Origin of the sequence: Bacillus sp. FDAARGOS_1420, from assembly GCF_019344915.1 — a bacterium.
GTDB lineage: Bacteria > Bacillota > Bacilli > Bacillales > Bacillaceae_G > Bacillus_A > Bacillus_A mycoides.
This window is the reverse complement of record NZ_JAHWJB010000002.1, coordinates 1,192,587-1,210,442: the sequence shown is the minus strand read 5'-3', so window position 1 is coordinate 1,210,442 and position 17,856 is coordinate 1,192,587. Positions and strand designations below refer to the sequence as shown.

Annotated in this window: 20 protein-coding genes and 1 pseudogene; 3 read left to right on the top strand and 18 right to left on the bottom strand. The window is 34.7% G+C overall.

All coding sequences use genetic code 11. The annotated features are described in order from the left end of the window. Positions 1–2: 2 nt before the first annotated feature. The 4 genes and pseudogenes from I6L50_RS16545 to cls all read right to left on the bottom strand — a co-directional run bounded on the left by I6L50_RS16545 (position 3) and on the right by cls (position 2,764). Positions 3–623 (bottom strand): NAD(P)-dependent oxidoreductase, encoded by a 621-nt coding sequence (locus tag I6L50_RS16545; RefSeq protein WP_219302077.1) that lies wholly within the window; start codon positions 621–623, stop codon positions 3–5. 98 nt (positions 624–721) lie between these two features. Next, a complete protein-coding gene (locus tag I6L50_RS16540; RefSeq protein ID WP_002065008.1) occupies positions 722–901 on the bottom strand; it encodes a hypothetical protein in 180 nt (59 codons plus the stop codon). A gap of 187 nt (positions 902–1,088) precedes the next feature. After that, a complete protein-coding gene (locus I6L50_RS16535) occupies positions 1,089–1,547 on the bottom strand; it encodes a spore coat protein (protein WP_113938290.1) in 459 nt (152 codons plus the stop codon). 32 nt (positions 1,548–1,579) lie between these two features. Then, positions 1,580–2,764: pseudogene (gene cls / locus I6L50_RS16530) on the bottom strand (cardiolipin synthase). Positions 2,765–2,923: 159 nt separating this feature from the next. On the opposite strand from cls, the gene I6L50_RS16525 reads away from it, so the two are divergent. Then, on the top strand, positions 2,924–3,010 hold the full coding sequence (locus tag I6L50_RS16525; protein WP_000505094.1) for a YjcZ family sporulation protein: 87 nt from the start codon (positions 2,924–2,926) through the stop codon (positions 3,008–3,010). A 129-nt stretch (positions 3,011–3,139) separates the two neighbouring features. Here the strand turns inward: I6L50_RS16525 and I6L50_RS16520 are convergent, their stop codons facing one another. The 8 genes from I6L50_RS16520 to cotH form a co-directional block, all read right to left on the bottom strand. Continuing rightward, complete coding sequence (locus tag I6L50_RS16520) at positions 3,140–3,646, bottom strand: acyl-CoA thioesterase (protein WP_219302076.1); 507 nt, start codon at positions 3,644–3,646, stop codon at positions 3,140–3,142. Positions 3,647–3,765: 119 nt separating this feature from the next. Further along, the gene (locus I6L50_RS16515; RefSeq protein ID WP_002012447.1) at positions 3,766–4,635 is read right to left on the bottom strand and encodes a TIGR03943 family putative permease subunit; all 870 of its coding nucleotides are present in this window, start codon (positions 4,633–4,635) and stop codon (positions 3,766–3,768) included. 3 nt (positions 4,636–4,638) lie between these two features. After that, positions 4,639–5,535: a permease gene (locus tag I6L50_RS16510; protein ID WP_219302075.1), complete on the bottom strand. Its 897-nt coding sequence runs from the start codon at positions 5,533–5,535 to the stop codon at positions 4,639–4,641. Positions 5,536–5,734: 199 nt separating this feature from the next. Next, positions 5,735–6,676 carry a magnesium transporter CorA family protein gene (locus tag I6L50_RS16505; protein WP_000932386.1) on the bottom strand — a complete coding sequence of 314 codons (942 nt, stop codon included), beginning with the start codon at positions 6,674–6,676 and terminating at the stop codon, positions 5,735–5,737. A gap of 186 nt (positions 6,677–6,862) precedes the next feature. Continuing rightward, complete coding sequence (locus tag I6L50_RS16500; protein ID WP_219302074.1) at positions 6,863–8,242, bottom strand: putative polysaccharide biosynthesis protein; 1,380 nt, start codon at positions 8,240–8,242, stop codon at positions 6,863–6,865. Between the two features lie 96 nt (positions 8,243–8,338). Then, positions 8,339–8,941: an undecaprenyl phosphate transporter UptA gene (gene uptA, locus I6L50_RS16495; protein WP_000881203.1), complete on the bottom strand. Its 603-nt coding sequence runs from the start codon at positions 8,939–8,941 to the stop codon at positions 8,339–8,341. Positions 8,942–9,044: 103 nt separating this feature from the next. After that, positions 9,045–9,662 (bottom strand): NUDIX hydrolase N-terminal domain-containing protein, encoded by a 618-nt coding sequence (locus I6L50_RS16490; protein WP_113938285.1) that lies wholly within the window; start codon positions 9,660–9,662, stop codon positions 9,045–9,047. A gap of 105 nt (positions 9,663–9,767) precedes the next feature. Further along, positions 9,768–10,844: a spore coat protein CotH gene (gene cotH, locus I6L50_RS16485; RefSeq protein WP_000937998.1), complete on the bottom strand. Its 1,077-nt coding sequence runs from the start codon at positions 10,842–10,844 to the stop codon at positions 9,768–9,770. Between the two features lie 181 nt (positions 10,845–11,025). Between cotH and exsB the strand changes: the two genes are divergently transcribed. Continuing rightward, positions 11,026–11,622 carry an exosporium protein ExsB gene (gene exsB, locus I6L50_RS16480; protein WP_002193076.1) on the top strand — a complete coding sequence of 199 codons (597 nt, stop codon included), beginning with the start codon at positions 11,026–11,028 and terminating at the stop codon, positions 11,620–11,622. A 46-nt stretch (positions 11,623–11,668) separates the two neighbouring features. Here the strand turns inward: exsB and I6L50_RS16475 are convergent, their stop codons facing one another. The 6 genes from I6L50_RS16475 to I6L50_RS16450 all read right to left on the bottom strand — a co-directional run bounded on the left by I6L50_RS16475 (position 11,669) and on the right by I6L50_RS16450 (position 16,680). Then, positions 11,669–12,280: a phosphoserine phosphatase 1 gene (locus tag I6L50_RS16475; protein ID WP_002012438.1), complete on the bottom strand. Its 612-nt coding sequence runs from the start codon at positions 12,278–12,280 to the stop codon at positions 11,669–11,671. 11 nt (positions 12,281–12,291) lie between these two features. Then, positions 12,292–12,837 carry a short-chain dehydrogenase gene (locus I6L50_RS16470; protein WP_219302073.1) on the bottom strand — a complete coding sequence of 182 codons (546 nt, stop codon included), beginning with the start codon at positions 12,835–12,837 and terminating at the stop codon, positions 12,292–12,294. A 12-nt stretch (positions 12,838–12,849) separates the two neighbouring features. Further along, a complete protein-coding gene (fosB, locus tag I6L50_RS16465; RefSeq protein ID WP_219302072.1) occupies positions 12,850–13,266 on the bottom strand; it encodes a FosBx1 family fosfomycin resistance bacillithiol transferase in 417 nt (138 codons plus the stop codon). A gap of 58 nt (positions 13,267–13,324) precedes the next feature. Further along, positions 13,325–14,986, bottom strand: a complete 1,662-nt coding sequence (locus I6L50_RS16460; RefSeq protein WP_012260774.1) for a peptide ABC transporter substrate-binding protein — start codon at positions 14,984–14,986, stop codon at positions 13,325–13,327. A gap of 71 nt (positions 14,987–15,057) precedes the next feature. After that, positions 15,058–16,056 (bottom strand): DUF2628 domain-containing protein, encoded by a 999-nt coding sequence (locus I6L50_RS16455; RefSeq protein ID WP_113938279.1) that lies wholly within the window; start codon positions 16,054–16,056, stop codon positions 15,058–15,060. A gap of 165 nt (positions 16,057–16,221) precedes the next feature. Continuing rightward, positions 16,222–16,680, bottom strand: a complete 459-nt coding sequence (locus I6L50_RS16450; RefSeq protein ID WP_002086069.1) for a methylated-DNA--[protein]-cysteine S-methyltransferase — start codon at positions 16,678–16,680, stop codon at positions 16,222–16,224. 133 nt (positions 16,681–16,813) lie between these two features. Here I6L50_RS16450 and namA point away from each other — a divergent pair, with 133 nt between their 5' ends. Continuing rightward, positions 16,814–17,851 (top strand): NADPH dehydrogenase NamA, encoded by a 1,038-nt coding sequence (namA, locus tag I6L50_RS16445; RefSeq protein WP_219302071.1) that lies wholly within the window; start codon positions 16,814–16,816, stop codon positions 17,849–17,851. The last annotated feature ends 5 nt before the right edge of the window (positions 17,852–17,856 follow it).

The window sequence follows — 17,856 nt, the reverse complement described above, 5'->3', positions numbered from 1 at the left end:
TTTTAATATGAAATACCTACTCGACTTTTCTCGTATAAGCTTTTATTACGTAAACTCCATGTAAAATGAGCTGTATCACCAACTGTGATTTTCGATCCATCTGTTGGCAACATATCTTGTTCAGTTCGATATACACCGGTTACATCACCATCTATTAAATGCGTCGGACAAACAACAGTCCAACATAGTTTACTATTATTCAGCGCTTCATAAGCAGCTAAATGATCTTCCGCAGCTGTTGTCATTTTTCTTTTCGATTCTTTTGATTGGAAACGATATATACTTGGGTTTGTTCGTGCTTGTAAAATACCAGCAGTTCCTATTGTAACAATTTTCTTTATGCCCTCTTCTTCCATTTGCTTTATAATAATCGGTACACTCTTCTCTAACGTCCCATTCCGATCAGTTCCAAGAGCACTAATTACAATATCACATCCTTTAATCGCTTCCTTTATATCATCTCCGCTTAATACATTTCCCTTAATAACTTGCAACCTTTCATGCTCTATTTCCACTTTACTCAAATCACGAACTAATACCGTTACTTCATATGAATCTTGTAATGCCAATTTCATAATTTGTGATCCTACTCTACCTGTCGCTCCTAATATGCATACTTTCATATATTATCCCCTCTTCAATTCTTTCTCTCTATTTTTCCCTAATACATACAAATATACAACAAAAAAGCTTCCTCGTTTATGTGAGGAAGCTCTATTATTTATTTCTTTTCTTTCGAATCAGAAGACTTGTCTGTTCCGCTTGTTTCTTTATCTTTCTTTTCATCTTGCTGCGAAGTTGTGTCATCCTCTTTCTTTTTATCCCCATCTTTACTACAACCTACCATTAATAAAGAACTTGCAAGTGCCATAGCAGTTAATGACTTAACCCATTTGTTCATTTGCGTTTCCTCCCTTTGATAGAATATGTACAATCCCATATTACTCTTTTTTTTTAAAGGGAAGATTTAAAAATAGTAAAGATACAGTAAACTTTTGTAAATTTTCGGATAACACAGCCAATCCTTAATCCTCCCATTCTAATTAGACATAAAAAAACTAAGGCGCCTTTCATTCCACCTTAGCTTTTCACGCAAATTTTTCACTTTCATATACATGTTTAATCTTATATTCCTTCTTCACAACATATTGCCAAACACTATAAGCATAACGATTCATTTTCACAAAACAATTTTCCAGAAAAGAACGAAACTCCGGGTTCGCAACTTCTACTGCCACTTGAGCAAACTTTAATGCTAATCGTTTCAAATGTGTAATATAACAAATAGCAATCCCAGTATCCCCTGTATACTCATTATCTGTTTCCCTATCCATTTCAGTAAATTCCGGCCACATTTGTTTACAAGTTATATGTTGTATATTTTCTCCTTCTTGAAAATTCACTTGTTCATTATATGCTTGTAACATATACGGCAAATGATGCTGCAAAATATCTTTTAATTCTTCATCTCGAACCTTGCTCGTGTATTCTCCAACTTTATATATAAGTGTGTAACTATATGTCATCAATTCTTTCATACAATCCATTAAAGCGCCTCCCTTCCTATTTCATCTCTATACTATAAATATGATGCGATAACATTTGATATTCTTGCTAGAAACCAATCCCATCTACTAATTTTCTCAAAATCTTCTTCAGAAAATCGTTTTGATTTATGAAAGTCTTCTTTTAATCGACTCCAGACGTCAGCAACGACTGTCTTATCATATATGAAACAGTTAGATTCGCTATTTAAGTAAAAACTTCTATTATCAAAATTTGCTGTACCAATATCAACCATTTCCTAATCGATGATTGTTACCTTCCCATGAAAAAATCCATTTCGATATTGATAAATCTCCGCTCCAGCATCTAACATGTCTTTCAGATAAGGATAGGCAGCCTGTTTTAGCAATACTGCATCACTTTTAAATGGGACGAGGATTTTTACATGGACACCACGATTTAATGCATCTTTCAGCCCCTTCACCATTTCTTTACTCGGTACAAAATATGGTGTAGCGATAATTAAAGAATGTTTTGCCTTCTTTAAAAACGCTCCATACTCCTTCCATAAACCTTTTCCATTCGAAAATACGTATTGATATTTTACATTTCCTTGTACAGGTAACTCTTGATGTATAGGAAACTTTTCTCCCGTATCTTCTTGCCAATCTTCCGCAAACTTCCGTTCCATATCAGTAGCTCCATTCCCTTCGATGCGTACATGATAATCACGCCACGGACCAAATTTAGGATCCTGTCCAAGATATTCCTTTCCGATATTGAAGCCACCAATGTACGAAACTTTCCCATCTATAGTAACAATGCGTCTATGATTACGTTGATGCAAAGAATAAAATAAGTTTTTTAATTTAGGTTTTTTACTAAATGTAAACTTCACGCCTTTTTCTTTTAATTGATTAATTATCTTTCTCTTAAGCTTATATCCGCCAATGCGGTCTACTGACAATTTCACATCTACTCCGCTAGATGCTTTTTTCTCTAATAACTGTAAGAATTCTTTACTTACCTCATCTTTACCTACAATATAAAAATGAATATATACATTCTTTTCTGCACGATTTATATCCTCAAATAAGCTTCTATATAACTCATCACCGTTCGTATATACTTGAAAATCCCCTGATCGGATTTTTTCTAATTCATATCCACTAGCCATTTTCTTCCCCATTTCCACATCAACGTTCATCCATATGAATACACCTATAAAACAAATTATTACAATTAAAAAGTGCTTCATGGATACGTTCCTTTCTCTAACTACTGTTATTCCTATATCTTTCCTTTTTTAAAACATTATCATACAAAAAATATGTCATTGCATGATATACGTCCATATCAAACAGGAGCTCATCTGCATATTGTATGTTGTATCTTAAAATAAAAGGAGGAAATAACAATGGGCTTCGCACATGGTAATGGATTTGCGCTACTAGTCGTATTATTTATCCTCTTAATTATCGTCGGTGCTGCTTGCTTCTGCTAAGCAGTTATTGTAGTACGATATGGGGATGAAAAAACTATAAAAGCGGACACCTATTTTTAGGTGTCCGCTTTTCATTTCAAAAATCTCCTAACCTATTACAAAATAGTACCACTAGGAAAGTATTTCACATCAAAAAGTTAGCAGTGTAGCTACCTTCTTACTCTCTGCCTTACGAATATGGCGCTGTTCTGCACGTGACACAGCAATTCGATGCAATTCTTTCTCCTCTTCTGTCTCAGGGACAACACGCGGTACAGGAACTGGATTATTCTCCTTACTAAGCGCAACAAAAGTAACGAATGAAGTTGCTGCTACACGTTTTTTACCTGAAATTAAATCTTCTGCTACTACTTTCACAAATATCTCCATAGAAGTTCTTCCCGTCCAAATTACGAAAGATTCATAACTAACACAATCTGAAGAACGTACTGGATGTAAGAAATCTACCCAATCCATAGACGCTGTGACACATTCCATTCTCGAGTGTCTCGTTGCTGAAATTGAAGCAACCATATCCATCTCCGCCAATATCTTTCCACCAAATAGCGTGTTATGATCATTTAAATCCGTTGGAAATACTCGACTCGTTTTAAACACTCTTGATTCATTAGCTGTTTTACCCTTTACTTCAGTCATTGTTATCACCCCTTTAATTATTTATCTCTAATATCCCAATATACACTACACCTCATGAACTACACGTTTAATATTAACAATTTTTAGAACTTTTAGTCCACAAAAAAGAACCGATTTTATCAATCGGCTCCTCTAAATACATATTGTTCTTTCGGCTGTTCAACTTTATTCCATTTCGTTACTTCTAACACTGGAATATTCGCATGAAACGGCTGATAAAATTCAGTTGAAATTTCTCCCTCTATCTGAATCCAATCATCATTTTTCCACTCTACACCTTCTGGTTTTTTAACTAACATACCATATACACCCGAATCGGCAACACAATGTATAATGCCGAAACGGAACAAGAAATATTGTTCCTTTTTAGAAGAGTCATCTCGGAAAACAAATCCTTTATAAGACAGGGTTTTACCAGTAAATTCACCAGGATAATTATAAATTGTCTCCATACCCTTTAAGAAATCTTCATCTTTTAAAGTGATATTATCTTTCGTAACAAACTCTTTCTTCCCTTTTTCCATTACACCACGGTATCCTTCTTTCCCGTAATAAATGCTCGTGTCAGGTCTTAGAAATTGCCTTGTCATAAATGGATCTTTACTTTCTGCTTGCGCTACTGGAAAATGGAATCCCTTCGCCTTAACAATATCGGAATCTAATGTTGCAATTGGGAAAAACAATCCTGTAATGATTGGAAAACAGAATAACGTGTAAGAAAACACTTTTTTCCACCATGTATTCTCATCTTTCGAATGATCATGCCCGCAATGACTATGATCACAACTACAATCATGTTTCTCTTTTTCTTTTTGATGTTCTTTTTGGAAAACGATAATAATTTGTACAATCGTTAAGAAACCTAAAATAATAGCTGCAGTTTTTGATAAATAGGCGTACTTCATATTTATATACTTCGTAATATTACCGGAAATATGAAGCTGTCCAATTAAAATTGTAAAACCTAATAATATATATGCTCGAAACATAACCTACCACCCCATCGCATAAATGAGTAGTGAGCTTGCATAAACAACAAGTGTAACTGTAACCGTCACAACAATTACAAATTTTGTTTTAAATGTCGCAAGCATCATAAACATATTTTTAATATCCACCATCGGTCCATATACGAGGAACGCGACAAGTGACGCTGTTGAAAATGTACTTTGGAACGAAGAAGCAATAAATGCATCCGCCTCTGAACAAAGTGATAAAATGAAAGCAAGTCCCATCATTACAGCTGATGAAGAAAACGGACCTTGTCCAATAGCAAGCAATGTTGAAGTTTGTACAAACGTTTGAACTGCAGCAGCAATTAACGCTCCTAACACTAAGTATTTTCCCATTGAGAAAAATTCCTCAACAGCATGTGTACATACATCCCACATTTTTGTACGTAACGGACGCTTATGATTCACTTCTGGGAAGTGATCATCTCTTAATTGATGTTCTTTAAACATAAATGATAATATAATTCCAACGATAATTGCTACGATAATCGCTACAATAGAACGATACCATACCATGTGCATACTACTTCCAAAAGCAACATATGTTGCAAATAATACAACTGGATTAATAATCGGTCCAGTTAACATAAATGCAATTCCTGCATACGGTGGAACCCCTTTTCCGATTAATCGTCTTACAATCGGAACAATTCCACATTCACATCCAGGAAACATCATACCTAAAAAAGTAGCTAATAAAACAGACAGAAATCGGTTTTTAGGCATCCATTTTGCCACCATATCTTCTGTCACAAACATTTGAATGAATCCTGAAATAAATACACCAATTAGCACAAAAGGAAGTGCTTCGATTAATATTGAGATAAAGATTGTATTCATTTGCAGGAATGCTTTCGGTAATTGAAAAAATTCCATGATGTATTTCCTCCAACTTTTCATTAACAATATGTAATTTTAACCCCATTTCATTATTTGAACAAGAGTTATATGGAATTCATAACCTTCATACACATTACATTTCACAAGTTATATTCTGTTCCAAAATTGAGATTTCATAGCAAAAAAAGCTGCGCTAGCACAGTTTTATAACTATGCTAGCGCAGCTTTCCTATCATTAAAAGTAACGTTTCTTCCAAAAAACAAATGCTAAAGTGAAAGATAATGTTACACATATTATAAGTACAATTACAAAACCATGTGCTTCCCCTTCAAACGGAACCTTTACGTTCATTCCAAAGAAACTAGAAACCATCGTTGGTAATGATAAAATGATTGTAATAGAAGTCAACAGTTTCATAACACTATTTAAATTGTTAGAAATAACCGAACTAAATGTATTCATCATTCCACTTAAAATGTGACTATATATTTCCGCCATTTCAATAGCCTGCTTATTTTCAATTAATACATCTTCTAGTAAATCTTGATCGTCTTCATACATTTTCAAAAATGTACTGTTTCGCATTAATTTTTGAATTACAATTTTATTTGCCTTTAATGATGTTGTAAAATAAACTAAACTTTTTTCAAGGCCGAGCAATGTGAAAATTTCTTTATTTTTCATCGACTTATTTAATTGGTGCTCTAAATCGATTGTTTTTCGATTAATTTGCTTTAAGTATCTTAAATAATAAGTAGAAATTGTATATAAGAGCTGAAGTGCGAAGCGCGTCTTTTTAAACGTATAAAATTCTTTAATACGTTGATTAATAAAGCGTTCAAAAATTGGATTTTCTTCTAAGCAAATAGTAACAAAACAATCTGGCATTACAATCATACCTATTGGAATCGTGTCATAAATTGAATTTCCTTCTTCATCATGTCTGACTGTCGGAATATCCACGATAATTAAAGTATTATTGTCTTCCTTTTCAATACGAGAACGTTCTTCATCATCCAAAGGATCTTTAATGAAATCTAAGTCTACATTTAAAGTTTGTACTAGATACTGAATTTCTTCTTCTGTTGGATGAAGTACATTAATCCAGCAGCCCTTTTGCATTTCCTCAATCTCTTGTAGTTTTCCGTTTCGGTCTGTTAAATAAATATTTAACATACTATCACCCCGATTCTTTTTACATGTGGGAATCTACCTCACTTAAACAACAGTTTTTGAACCGCTATTTTCAGCATATGAAACAAACGATTAAATTTCAATAGAAAAATTATTTTGAAAACGTTTTTTTAAGAAAAATCTTGTAAACATAGAAAAAGACAGAGTGTTCTCTGCCTTTAAAAAAGCTTATGTTGCCTTTATAACATATTTAGAAAGCATCCACAAGTTAAAGCCGACCGAAATCGTATAGCCAGCGTATGTTGAAATGATAAAACTTACATAATCAAAATACGGTAGCAATACAATATTTAAAACTATCTTCACAGTTATTCCGATTACTAATCCTAGCACTGTTTTCTGTTGTTGATTAATTCCTTGTAACATGGCAGCGGTTACTGTAAATAGTGAGAATAGTATACAAGCAGGAGCATAGTACTGCAAAATAATACTGCCCATCTCCGGATCATTTCCAGCACCAAATAAAAGAGTATACACTGGTTTTGCTAAAATCATCATTCCAATCGCCGCCGGTACGGTAATTCCTACCACTAATAAATTTGTCCTCGTAAAATGTTTGTACAGTAACTTCACATTCCCTGCTGTATAGGCTTTTGTCATCTCAGGTACGAGAGACATACTAAAAGCAGTCGCAACGGAAACCGGGATAAGTACAACCATCTGGACAAGACCAATTATCGCATTAATCTTCTCCGCTTCTCCTTGCATATACCCTATTTGTATAAGTAGTTTATTAATTGTAAATGTATCAATCGTCTGATATAACGGAATCGCTAATCCAACTACAACGAAAGGAATAGAATATGTAAACAGTTCTCTATACAACGAAAAAAAAGTTTTCGTCGTTTGTGGTATACTGGCAATCTCTTTTTTCTTTAAATGTTTTCTCCTTCTCATATAATACGCACTTAAAACACTTAATCCACCTAGTGCTCCCATAAATGCTCCAAACGTTGAAATACCAACTGCCAACGAAACAGAAGCTTTTATAACATATAAAACGACAAAGCTTCCTATCAAAATAGTTAAGACCCGAAAAAATTGCTCTACAACTACACTGAGCGCAGAAGGTCCCATAGATTGAAAACCTTGAAAGAAACCACGTAACAAGCTCATTACAGGAACGAGTATTAACGCAAAACTTACAATTTGAATATTGTGCGTGACAGCTACCACACTATTCCCCGACTGATCATTTCCATCAATCACAAGTTTAGCTAAATGTGGTGCTAACATATATAATGCTAAACAAGAAATAACGCCCATAATGACCATAAAAACGATACCACTCTTTAGCACTCTCTTAACAGTGTGATAATCATTGAGTTGATCATATTTTGAAACCATTTTTGAAACGGCAAGTGGTAATCCCATCGTTGCAATACTAAGCATAATTGTATAAGGACGGTATGCATACGTATATAATACGTACCCACTCGTACCCACCATTGCTGTAAATGGTATAACATATATAAACCCTAACATTTTAGATATCATCGTTGCCATCGTTAAAAATATCGTTCCACGTAAAAACGGTAATCCTTTCATCACATTCCCCCGCTACGCTTTATTATTACACATTATGGACAACTCCTTTTTTTTAGAACCCAAACAATTAAAAAAGCCAATGAAAAATCATTGACTTTAACGCGCTGCTTTTTTCTTTTTTAAATACTTTAAACCGAAGTATAGAGCAACAAAGAGAACAGCTCCTATAATTATGTAATGTGTGTAATCAGATGCATACTCTTTAATGTGTCGCCAATTTCCACCAAGCTTTTCACCTAAGTATATAAATAGTATTGACCATGGGATAATCGCAACTACTGTATATAGTGTAAATAGTTTTAACGGCATTTTAGCTAATCCTGCTGGAATAGAGATTGCATGACGTACTACTGGGATAAAGCGTGCAGAAAAGATTACTCCTGCTCCGTAACGCTTAAACCAACCTTCCGCTATGTCTAAATGGTGTTTATTAATAAGTAGATATTTCCCATATTTCTCTACAACCGGACGCCCTCCGTAATATCCAAGCCAGTATAAAAAGATTTGGGCTAAAGTACCACCAATAGTTCCGGCGATAACTGCACCGACAAAACTAATTTTACCATCCGCTACTAAAAATCCAGCATACGAAAGTACAATTTCACTCGGGATAATTTCAATCATTAAAGCTAGTGCTACTCCAAAGTATCCTAGACTTGCAAAGAATTGCAATAACTGATCTATTATGCTTGCTAACATTTTCTTTTCTATCTCCTTTTTCTTCACATACCATCCCATTATCACATAAAGATTGGCATCTGCCAATATCTTCATTTTAACAATATGTACAATTCTAGCAGTATTAATCTATTATTTTTTCTTTCTGCGGGTCTTTCATGTAGGCAAACATTTCTTTAATTTGCTCTTCTGTATTTCTAGCAATTGATAAATTAGGCAATTCATTCTCATCAAAAAACTCCACATCTTCTGTTTCAATACTAGTTTTCTTTTCGCCACCAATAATCTTACAGCCAATAAAAATTTTATATACATGTGTTGCTGAAGGCGATGGTTGATGTTTTTCTTTATCAAATATAGCGAGTAGCTTAAAATCATCCACTTCATAGCCCGTCTCCTCTAAAACTTCTTTTGCTGCTACTTCTGTTGGCGTATAACCAACATCAGCCCATCCACCTGGCAATGCCCATTTCCTATCACTTTTTTCTTTCACAAATAATAGTTTTTCATTTTGAAAAATAACTGCCCGTATATCAACTTTAGGTGTTTGATAGCCTGTCTCACTTGCAAATAAATTCTCTACTACTTCCCAATCTGTCTTTGTATAATGTGACATCATTGAAACTGAAATGTCCCGTAATTGTTGAAAACGCTCTATATCATATACATCCTTAGAATACGTTAAACCCGCTTGAGCTATAGATTGTATTTGTTTTACCCAATCAATCCACTTGACCGTCATGTTTCCACATCTCCATTCTTTATTAAGTAAATATTACGTCAATTAAATTGATACATCTTTATTATACAAAAAAAGAGATTGATAATGTTCCAATCTCTTTCAAAATTAATCCAATTCATGTAAGTGGTCTTGTATATACTTCCTTCTTTTATTTATATATTCATCAATCATATCAGCTTCTTGATCAAATGTTTCTAATTTTTCTTTCATATATGGATCTTGTAGTAAATATGGACGAATCGATTCACACAAACCTTCTACTTTCGGCATCATAAACGAAACGGTAAATTGTTCTTCTAATATTTCTTCCAAAATACTTCGGTATTGTTTTCTAAATACAGGTATATCTAACAATCTTGCACTTAACGTATTATAACCTTGAATACGAATATATTCATGATTAAGTGGTCTCCCTTGTACATCTCGCCCCCAAGTCGCATCATAATCCCACGGTATCACTTCAAATAAATTTGTCTCATCGTTATGATATAGTGCATAGTTATGAACGAAACCATCAAAGTTTTGCGTAAAAATAACTCCAGCTAACCATCGTAAATATTTATCTACATGTAGAAACTTCCCGATTTCTTTTTCATAATCTTCCCTCGACAAAGTATTCGCTTGAAATACAAATTCACTCAGTTGTTCTTCACTATTTTTATTCGAATATTTAAATTCATAACCCGCAAAGAGCTCTGTCTTAACATCTTTATCTCGCTCACTCATTAACGAAAAATTCGCATCATCATCTATCGCATAATAAATAGAACCACTCGGTAACCCTCTATTTTTCAAAAAGTTTTCATCAACTGATTCTAACTGTAAATACACACCTTGAATTTGACCATTAATTTTTATAAATACATGTTGTGATTTTGGCGAAAGCACACCAATATCATGAAAAAAATCTAAAGATAATTTATTTCGTATGAGAGACGGATCCATAAACTCAGAATTCAAATGAAACTCTTTCGCGCCTTGAAATTTTTTCGGTTTATAAAACATAACATGATAAGACTTTTTCTCAAATTCGCGAATATGAGCCCCTCGGTATACGATATCAATGTCATACTTCTTTTTTCCATAAGTTAATTTTGCTGGCACTGGACTATCTGACCAAATGTCCTTTTTCAATTCCACTAAGTACATTGGATGAACAAAAAAATCATATGAAGGCAGCATGTTTTCTCATCCCTTCTCAGTTCTCTTCATTCAATGTATGCGCCTTGTCTTGTCCATACATCCGCTATCATCTATTTATATAAAATTACACTCTTGTCCTGTTCAGAAAGAAGTCGAATCTCATATCATGTTAAGGAAAAAGAATACCTTTTCAATTTAACACTCGATAAGGAGGATTTCTATGAAACGTGATATTAGAAAAGCTGTTGAAGAAATCAAAAGTGCTGGTATGGAGGATTTCTTACACCAAGATCCAAGTACTTTTGAGTGCGATGATGATAAATTCTCTCATCATAAATGTACAACAGGGTGTAAATGTACAACAGGGCGTAAATGTACAACAGGGCGTAAATGTCCAAGAACAAGATGTACTCGCGTAAAACATTGTACTTTCGTTACAAAATGTACTCATGTTAAAAAATGGACGTTTGTTACGAAATGCACTCGTGTGCGCGTTCAAAAATGGACGTTCGTTACAAAAGTGACGCGTAGAAAAGAATGCGTTTTAGTTACAAAACGTACTCGCAGAAAGCATTGTACTTTCGTTACAAAATGCATACGCTTTGAAAAGAAATTTTTCTGGACAAAACGAAGTTTCTGTAAAAAATGCGAATTCTTCCCTCACGGACACGGTAGCTCTTGCGATGATGATTGTGATCATGGTAAAGACTGTCACGATGACGGGCACAAATGGAATGATTGCAGAGACGGACATAAGTTCCCATCTTGCAAAAACAAGAAATTCGATCACTTCTGGTATAAAAAACGTAATTGCTAGTTTTTTATGTCCACCAAAAAAGGTCGCTTTGCGACCTTTTTTACGTTTACTGAAAATGACTTATATCTGCAAATTGTTTTACTTTACCACGGTTTTCATCAAATTCAATCACACTAAGGCTCGCGCTATGCATAAATGGCTCTTCCCATACATGTTCAATTTCAAAACCTGCAAAATGCCCTACGAGTAATTTCGCTGCTGCAGCATGAGTAACTATTAAAATATTTTCTCCTTTATGCTTTTCTAAAAGAAAGTGTATCCCTTCAATTACTCTTTTATGAACGGCCGCAAAGTTTTCCCCTGATGTTGACTGAAAAAGATGTGGTTCATTCCAAAATAAATGTACTTCTTCTGGATATTGCATTTCCAAGTCAGCAATTGTTTGCCCTTCCCATATCCCCATGTTTATTTCATAGAAACGTTCATCTTCTATAATTGGAAGATCGCGTTCCCCTTTAATCAATTCGGCAGTATGAAGCGTTCTTTCGCTTGGACTACTATATATGGCATGGAGTGGTAAATCCTTCATACGCTCCCCTAATTGTTTCGCTTGTATCATACCATTCTCTGTTAATGCTGAATTTTTCCGTCCTTGCATCCGCCCTGCTACATTCCATTCTGTCTCACCGTGCCTTGTTACATATACCGTTGTCTTCATTTCATGCCCCCTTACCATTTCGGCCGCGATTCCCACGGCTCTACTCTCCCTACAATCCATTCTGTGCATTTACTTTCAATTCCTTTTATAACTCCGTCAGCAATCTCTTCATGAGTAAGCCATCTTGCATATGTATCTTCTAAAATAAACCCTAATATAATTCTATAATAACTACATAATGTCCCACCTATTTTTTGTGACTTCGTACGCGATGCACTACTACCTAATATATGAAATAAACTATACTTTTCCGATGACAATTCAACCTCATTACAAATGAGTGATAACGCATCCTTCGCACTTGAGTGTATCCATGCAACAACTAATGTAATTGGGCCATTTCTCTGAATTGTACTTTTAATAGCTAGCTTTACATCTTCATTATTATGATAATCTAAAGGAAGACATGTAATATTTTTTGGTGCGGAACTAGCTTGTTTAACATTTTCTAATTTCACTTCATCTCGTCCAATAACAGACACACGAAATCCTTGATCACAAAGCCACATAGAAACTTTCTTTAACATTCCTGTTCCACCAATTACAAGCGCATGCAACTTCTTCCCCCCTTAGTAAAATATCATATGAGGTTTCTCATCTCTATAATAATTTAGACGGTCTTGTAACGTCCCTGAATGAAACTCAAATTTATGACCATCAGGATCAACAAAATATATAGACTCACAATCTCTCACATCACGCTCTCTTCCTTGTAAAATATGAACTTTATTTTCTTCTAATCGCTGCAGTAAGCGTTCAAAGTCTTCTTGTTCAACAGAAAATGCGAGGTGCGTATAAGATTGATGAATCTCCTTTCTTGGAATATGTGTTTCTTCATTAAGCGCTATCCATACTCCACATATATTAAAATATGCAAGTTTTCTCCCCTTGACTAATAATTCTCCTTCCAATACTTTCTCGTAAAATGTAATAGAGTTTTCTAAATTGGACACTGAAAAACAAAGATGATTGATTCCCTTTAACAACTCTAATTCCTCCTATACAAATAAAAGATGAGCGAAAATTCACTCATCTTTTATTATACTATTTCTTTGTAATATATGCCCATTTATAACTGAAGTCTCCACCAAACGTATGGTTAGCGATACCTTTTACATATGTCTTCTCTAAATAAGCCGTACTTTGCTGATACGTAGGTGAGATTGCAGCATCTTGACCAATTAAGATTTTTTCAGCTTCTGCAAGTGCTTTCCAGCGTGCTGCGTCATCTTTTAGTAGTTCTCCTTTTGATTTTGCTACTAAATCATCGTACTTCGGATTTGAATAATCCATTTCATTAAATGAGCTTCCAGTAACGAACATATCAATATATGTCATTGGGTCTGGATAATCTGGACTCCATGCAGATAATGAGAATTCATATTCAAATTTCTTTTCTAAATCTAACTTCTGCTTATATGGTTGTTGCTTCAAATTCACTTTAATACCAGGTAAGTTTTTCTCTAATTCTTCTTTAATAAAGTCGCCCACTTTTTTACGACTACCGTTATCATCATTTAGTAATTCTACTGTAATTGTATCTTGACCAAGTTCTTTCTTCGCTTCTTCCCACAGTTTTTTTGCTTTCGCAGCATTATCTTTACTGTCACGGAAATTTTTATTTACAGTACGGAAGTCTTTTCCATCTGGTCCTGTCGTAAACTTTTCAGGTACTAAGAAATACGCTGGCAATGATCCATCATTCAAAATTACATCCGCAATTCCTTTTTTATCGTACGCTAAATCAATCGCCTCACGAACCTTTTGATTTTTAAACGTTGCATTTTTTTGATTAAAACGTAGGAAATACATACGTGGGTCTAGCTTCGTTTTAAATTCATCTGGTTTATTCTTTTTATATTTGTCTACAAACTCAGAACTTAAAATGACACGATCTGCTTGATCACTATCATATAAATTTACCCCAGTACTTGTCTCTTTTACTATACCCACATTAATTTCTTGTAATTTTACAGCATCTTTATCCCAATAATTTGGGTTTTTCTTTAACTGGTAACTTTGTTCATGTTTCCATTCACTCATTGTAAATGGTCCATTGTACAATAATTTATCTGCTTCTAATCCGTATTTATCCCCTTGTCCTTTTACATACTTTTCATTTAATGGGAAGAATGTAGGGAACGAAGTAAGCTCAAGGAAATAAGGTGCTGGTTGCTCTAATTCTACTACCAACGTTTTATCATCCTTCGCTTTAACACCTAATTGATCCGACGGTACTTCTCCTTTATTTACTTTCTGTGCATTTTTCACATCAAATAAAATAAATGCATATTCTGCTGCTATTGCTTTATCTAATGTACGTTGCCATGCATATACAAAATCTTGTGCTCGAACTGGATCACCATTTGACCATTTTGCATCACGTAATTCAAATGTATATGTCTTTTTATCTTCACTAATCTTCACGTCTTTGGCCATACCTGGAGTTGGTTTATTATCTTTATCTAGACGATATAATCCTTCCATTGCATTTACAAATACACGGAAAGATACAGAATCTGTTGATTTAGATGTATCCATTGAAGGAATTTCAGCTGTTTCTAGTAAGTTTAATACTTGCTTATCCGCTACTCCCTTACCTGCTTCTTTCTTCGTTGTAGATGCCTTCTCCCCATTTCCGCAACCTGCAACCAATACACTAGCCGATAATGCAACTGCAGCAATCGTTGTTACCTTTCTCTTCATTCTTCCTTCCCCCAATCTATATGTATAAGTTAAAACTTGTATAATATATTTTATTATACAAAAAATTCTGATTATTTTAAATATTTATTTTCATAAAAAGAAAAAAAGCGGTCAGAAATTGCTTTCCCTCCGCTTTGTTGAATAGCATTTACTTGCAATCCATCCTCTATTTCAAACGGATTTTGAACCTTGAATATTTCTTCCATCATCTTCAAAAACTCTTCTTCATTTTTAGATTCACCATTAATCGTAAGGGAATATGGCTCAATTTCACTCAATTTATAATCAACAATAAATTGAATTGTAACTTTTTGTCTTGGCATCCCTGGGCTGTATCCTTGAAATTCTACTAATTCCATACCTTCCGAACCACGATAGTATATCCACCCTGAATTTTGAAAATAGCTTTCAAACGATTCACCAATCGAAAAGAACGGATATTCATAAAGCGAACTTGTACGTACTTTTTGTATAATATCTCGATCAGTCGGAAAAAAGAAATGACTGAAAAAAATACTAGCAACTGCTAAAATAGTAACGATTGTTGCTCCCATTTTACTCGTTCCACCACTATCACGGATGAGATAATTTTCAACCGATTCATCTTTAATTCCCCGTGCTTTTATTCGATATATACGCCTTTCTGCAAATTGATAATATAATCCATTTGCAAAAATCCCCATCCCAAATAGAATGAAAATGAGTAATAAAAACGTAAGAGGCACCATATTAACGATTGGCAACGCTACGTTGAACCCCATATAATAAGAAAATGCATCACATGCTACTAATAACAGTATAAATAAAGCAGCAGGTACGTAATACTTGCGATATCCAAGCCAACCTACATTAAAAATAGCAGCCAGACCATTCCAGCTCCACCTAGCAATTCGCTTATTCTCAAGCTCCCATTTTCTTTTGTAATATGGATATTGTCTCCCTACATATACTTCTAATTCTTTGTCTATTAGCGAGCTTTCTTCACCTTGTTCATTATGCAGGTTTCGTTGACAATTTGCACAATTCAGCTGATCATTAATACAAGGTCGCCCACAATTTATACATTTCAAAACAATCCCTCTTTCCATCCATACTTCATTGTGAACTACCCACCACTTAGTATCTCTTGCGAGCTTACCCCGAAGTGGGGGCTTCTCGGTTCATCGTTACTTTTGATAGCTAACGAATTTGTCTTAGGACAGCCGAGCTAACTCCCTCGTTCCAAAGGTTGTTTCTTACGATTTATTTAAAATACCTTCATGTTTCAATAACCACTCTTTCCTCCATAAACCACCCGCATACCCAACAAGTTTTCCACTCTTTCCTATTACACGATGGCATGGAACGATAATTGAAATTGGATTCCGGCTATTTGCCCCTCCTATCGCTCGTACAGCTTTCGTATTCCCAACCTTCTCCGCAATATCTAAATATGAAGCACTTACGCCATACGGAACAGTGTAAAGTGCATCCCATACATTCTTTTGGAATGGTGTTCCTTCAGCAGACAATGGAACTGTAAACTCTTTTCTTTTTCCTTCAAAGTATTCATCTAATTCATTTATACATTGTTCAACAAGTTCATTTTTATGTTCTTCTTTTCTATCTTCAACAAATATAACAGACGTAATTCCTTCTTCGTTCGCTGTAATTTCTAACAAACCTAATTCACTATCATAATAAGCCTGGTACATATGTCATCCTCCAATTCATTACATATTATTTATTGTAACACGAATAGACGAAATTTTTCGTATAAGCGTTTTATTAGGGAAACAAAAAAGAGGATGATACAATGTAAGAAAATTCAATCAAGGGGGATATTTGATGGAGTTTCAACTCTTTTCACCTTATACAATTAAGGACGTTACGCTAAAAAACCGTATCATTATGTCACCTATGTGCATGTATTCATCAGAAAATGAGGACGGCCAAGTAACTAATTTTCATCTCGTCCATTATGGAACCAGGGCTGCTGGCCAAGTAGGTTTAGTTATGATTGAAGCAACAGCTGTGTTACCTGAAGGACGAATTTCTAGCAAAGACTTAGGCATTTGGGATGATACTCTAATTGAAGGCTTACATAAAACGACAACATTTATACATAATAACGGTGCAAAAGCAGCCATTCAACTCGCTCACGCCGGAAGAAAGGCTGAATTAGAAACAGATGCTTTCGCTCCCTCAGCAATTCCGTTTAACGATAGAATGAAAATACCATTAGAAATGAATAAAAAGCAAATTAAAGAAACTGTTTCTGCTTTTCAAAAAGCAGCTTTACGCTCTAAACGAGCGGGGGTTGACGTTATTGAATTACATGGTGCTCACGGTTATCTTATTAATGAATTTCTTTCTCCGCTTTCCAATAAGCGGACTGATGAATACGGGGGCTCACCTGAAAATCGCTATCGTTTCTTACGCGAAATCATCGATGCTGTAAATGAAGTTTGGAACGGACCGTTATTTGTTCGTATTTCAGCAAATGATTATCATCCTGACGGGTTAACGGTTCAAGATTATGTGCAGTATACAGGATGGATGAAAGAACAAGGGGTAGATTTAATCGATTGTAGTTCTGGTGCTGTTGTACCCGCACATATTGATGTGTATCCTGGTTACCAAGTACAATATGCTAAACATATTAAGGAGCATGTTGACATCGCGACTGGTGCGGTAGGATTAATTACAACCGGATCACAAGCAGAGCAAATTTTAAATAATAACGAAGCAGATTTAATTTTTATCGGACGCGAGTTACTTCGTAATCCATACTTCCCAAGAATAGCTGCCAATGAACTTGGCTTTGAATTAAAAGAACCATATCAGTACCGACGAGCACCCGGGAAAATTAAAACTAATAAGTAAAACCG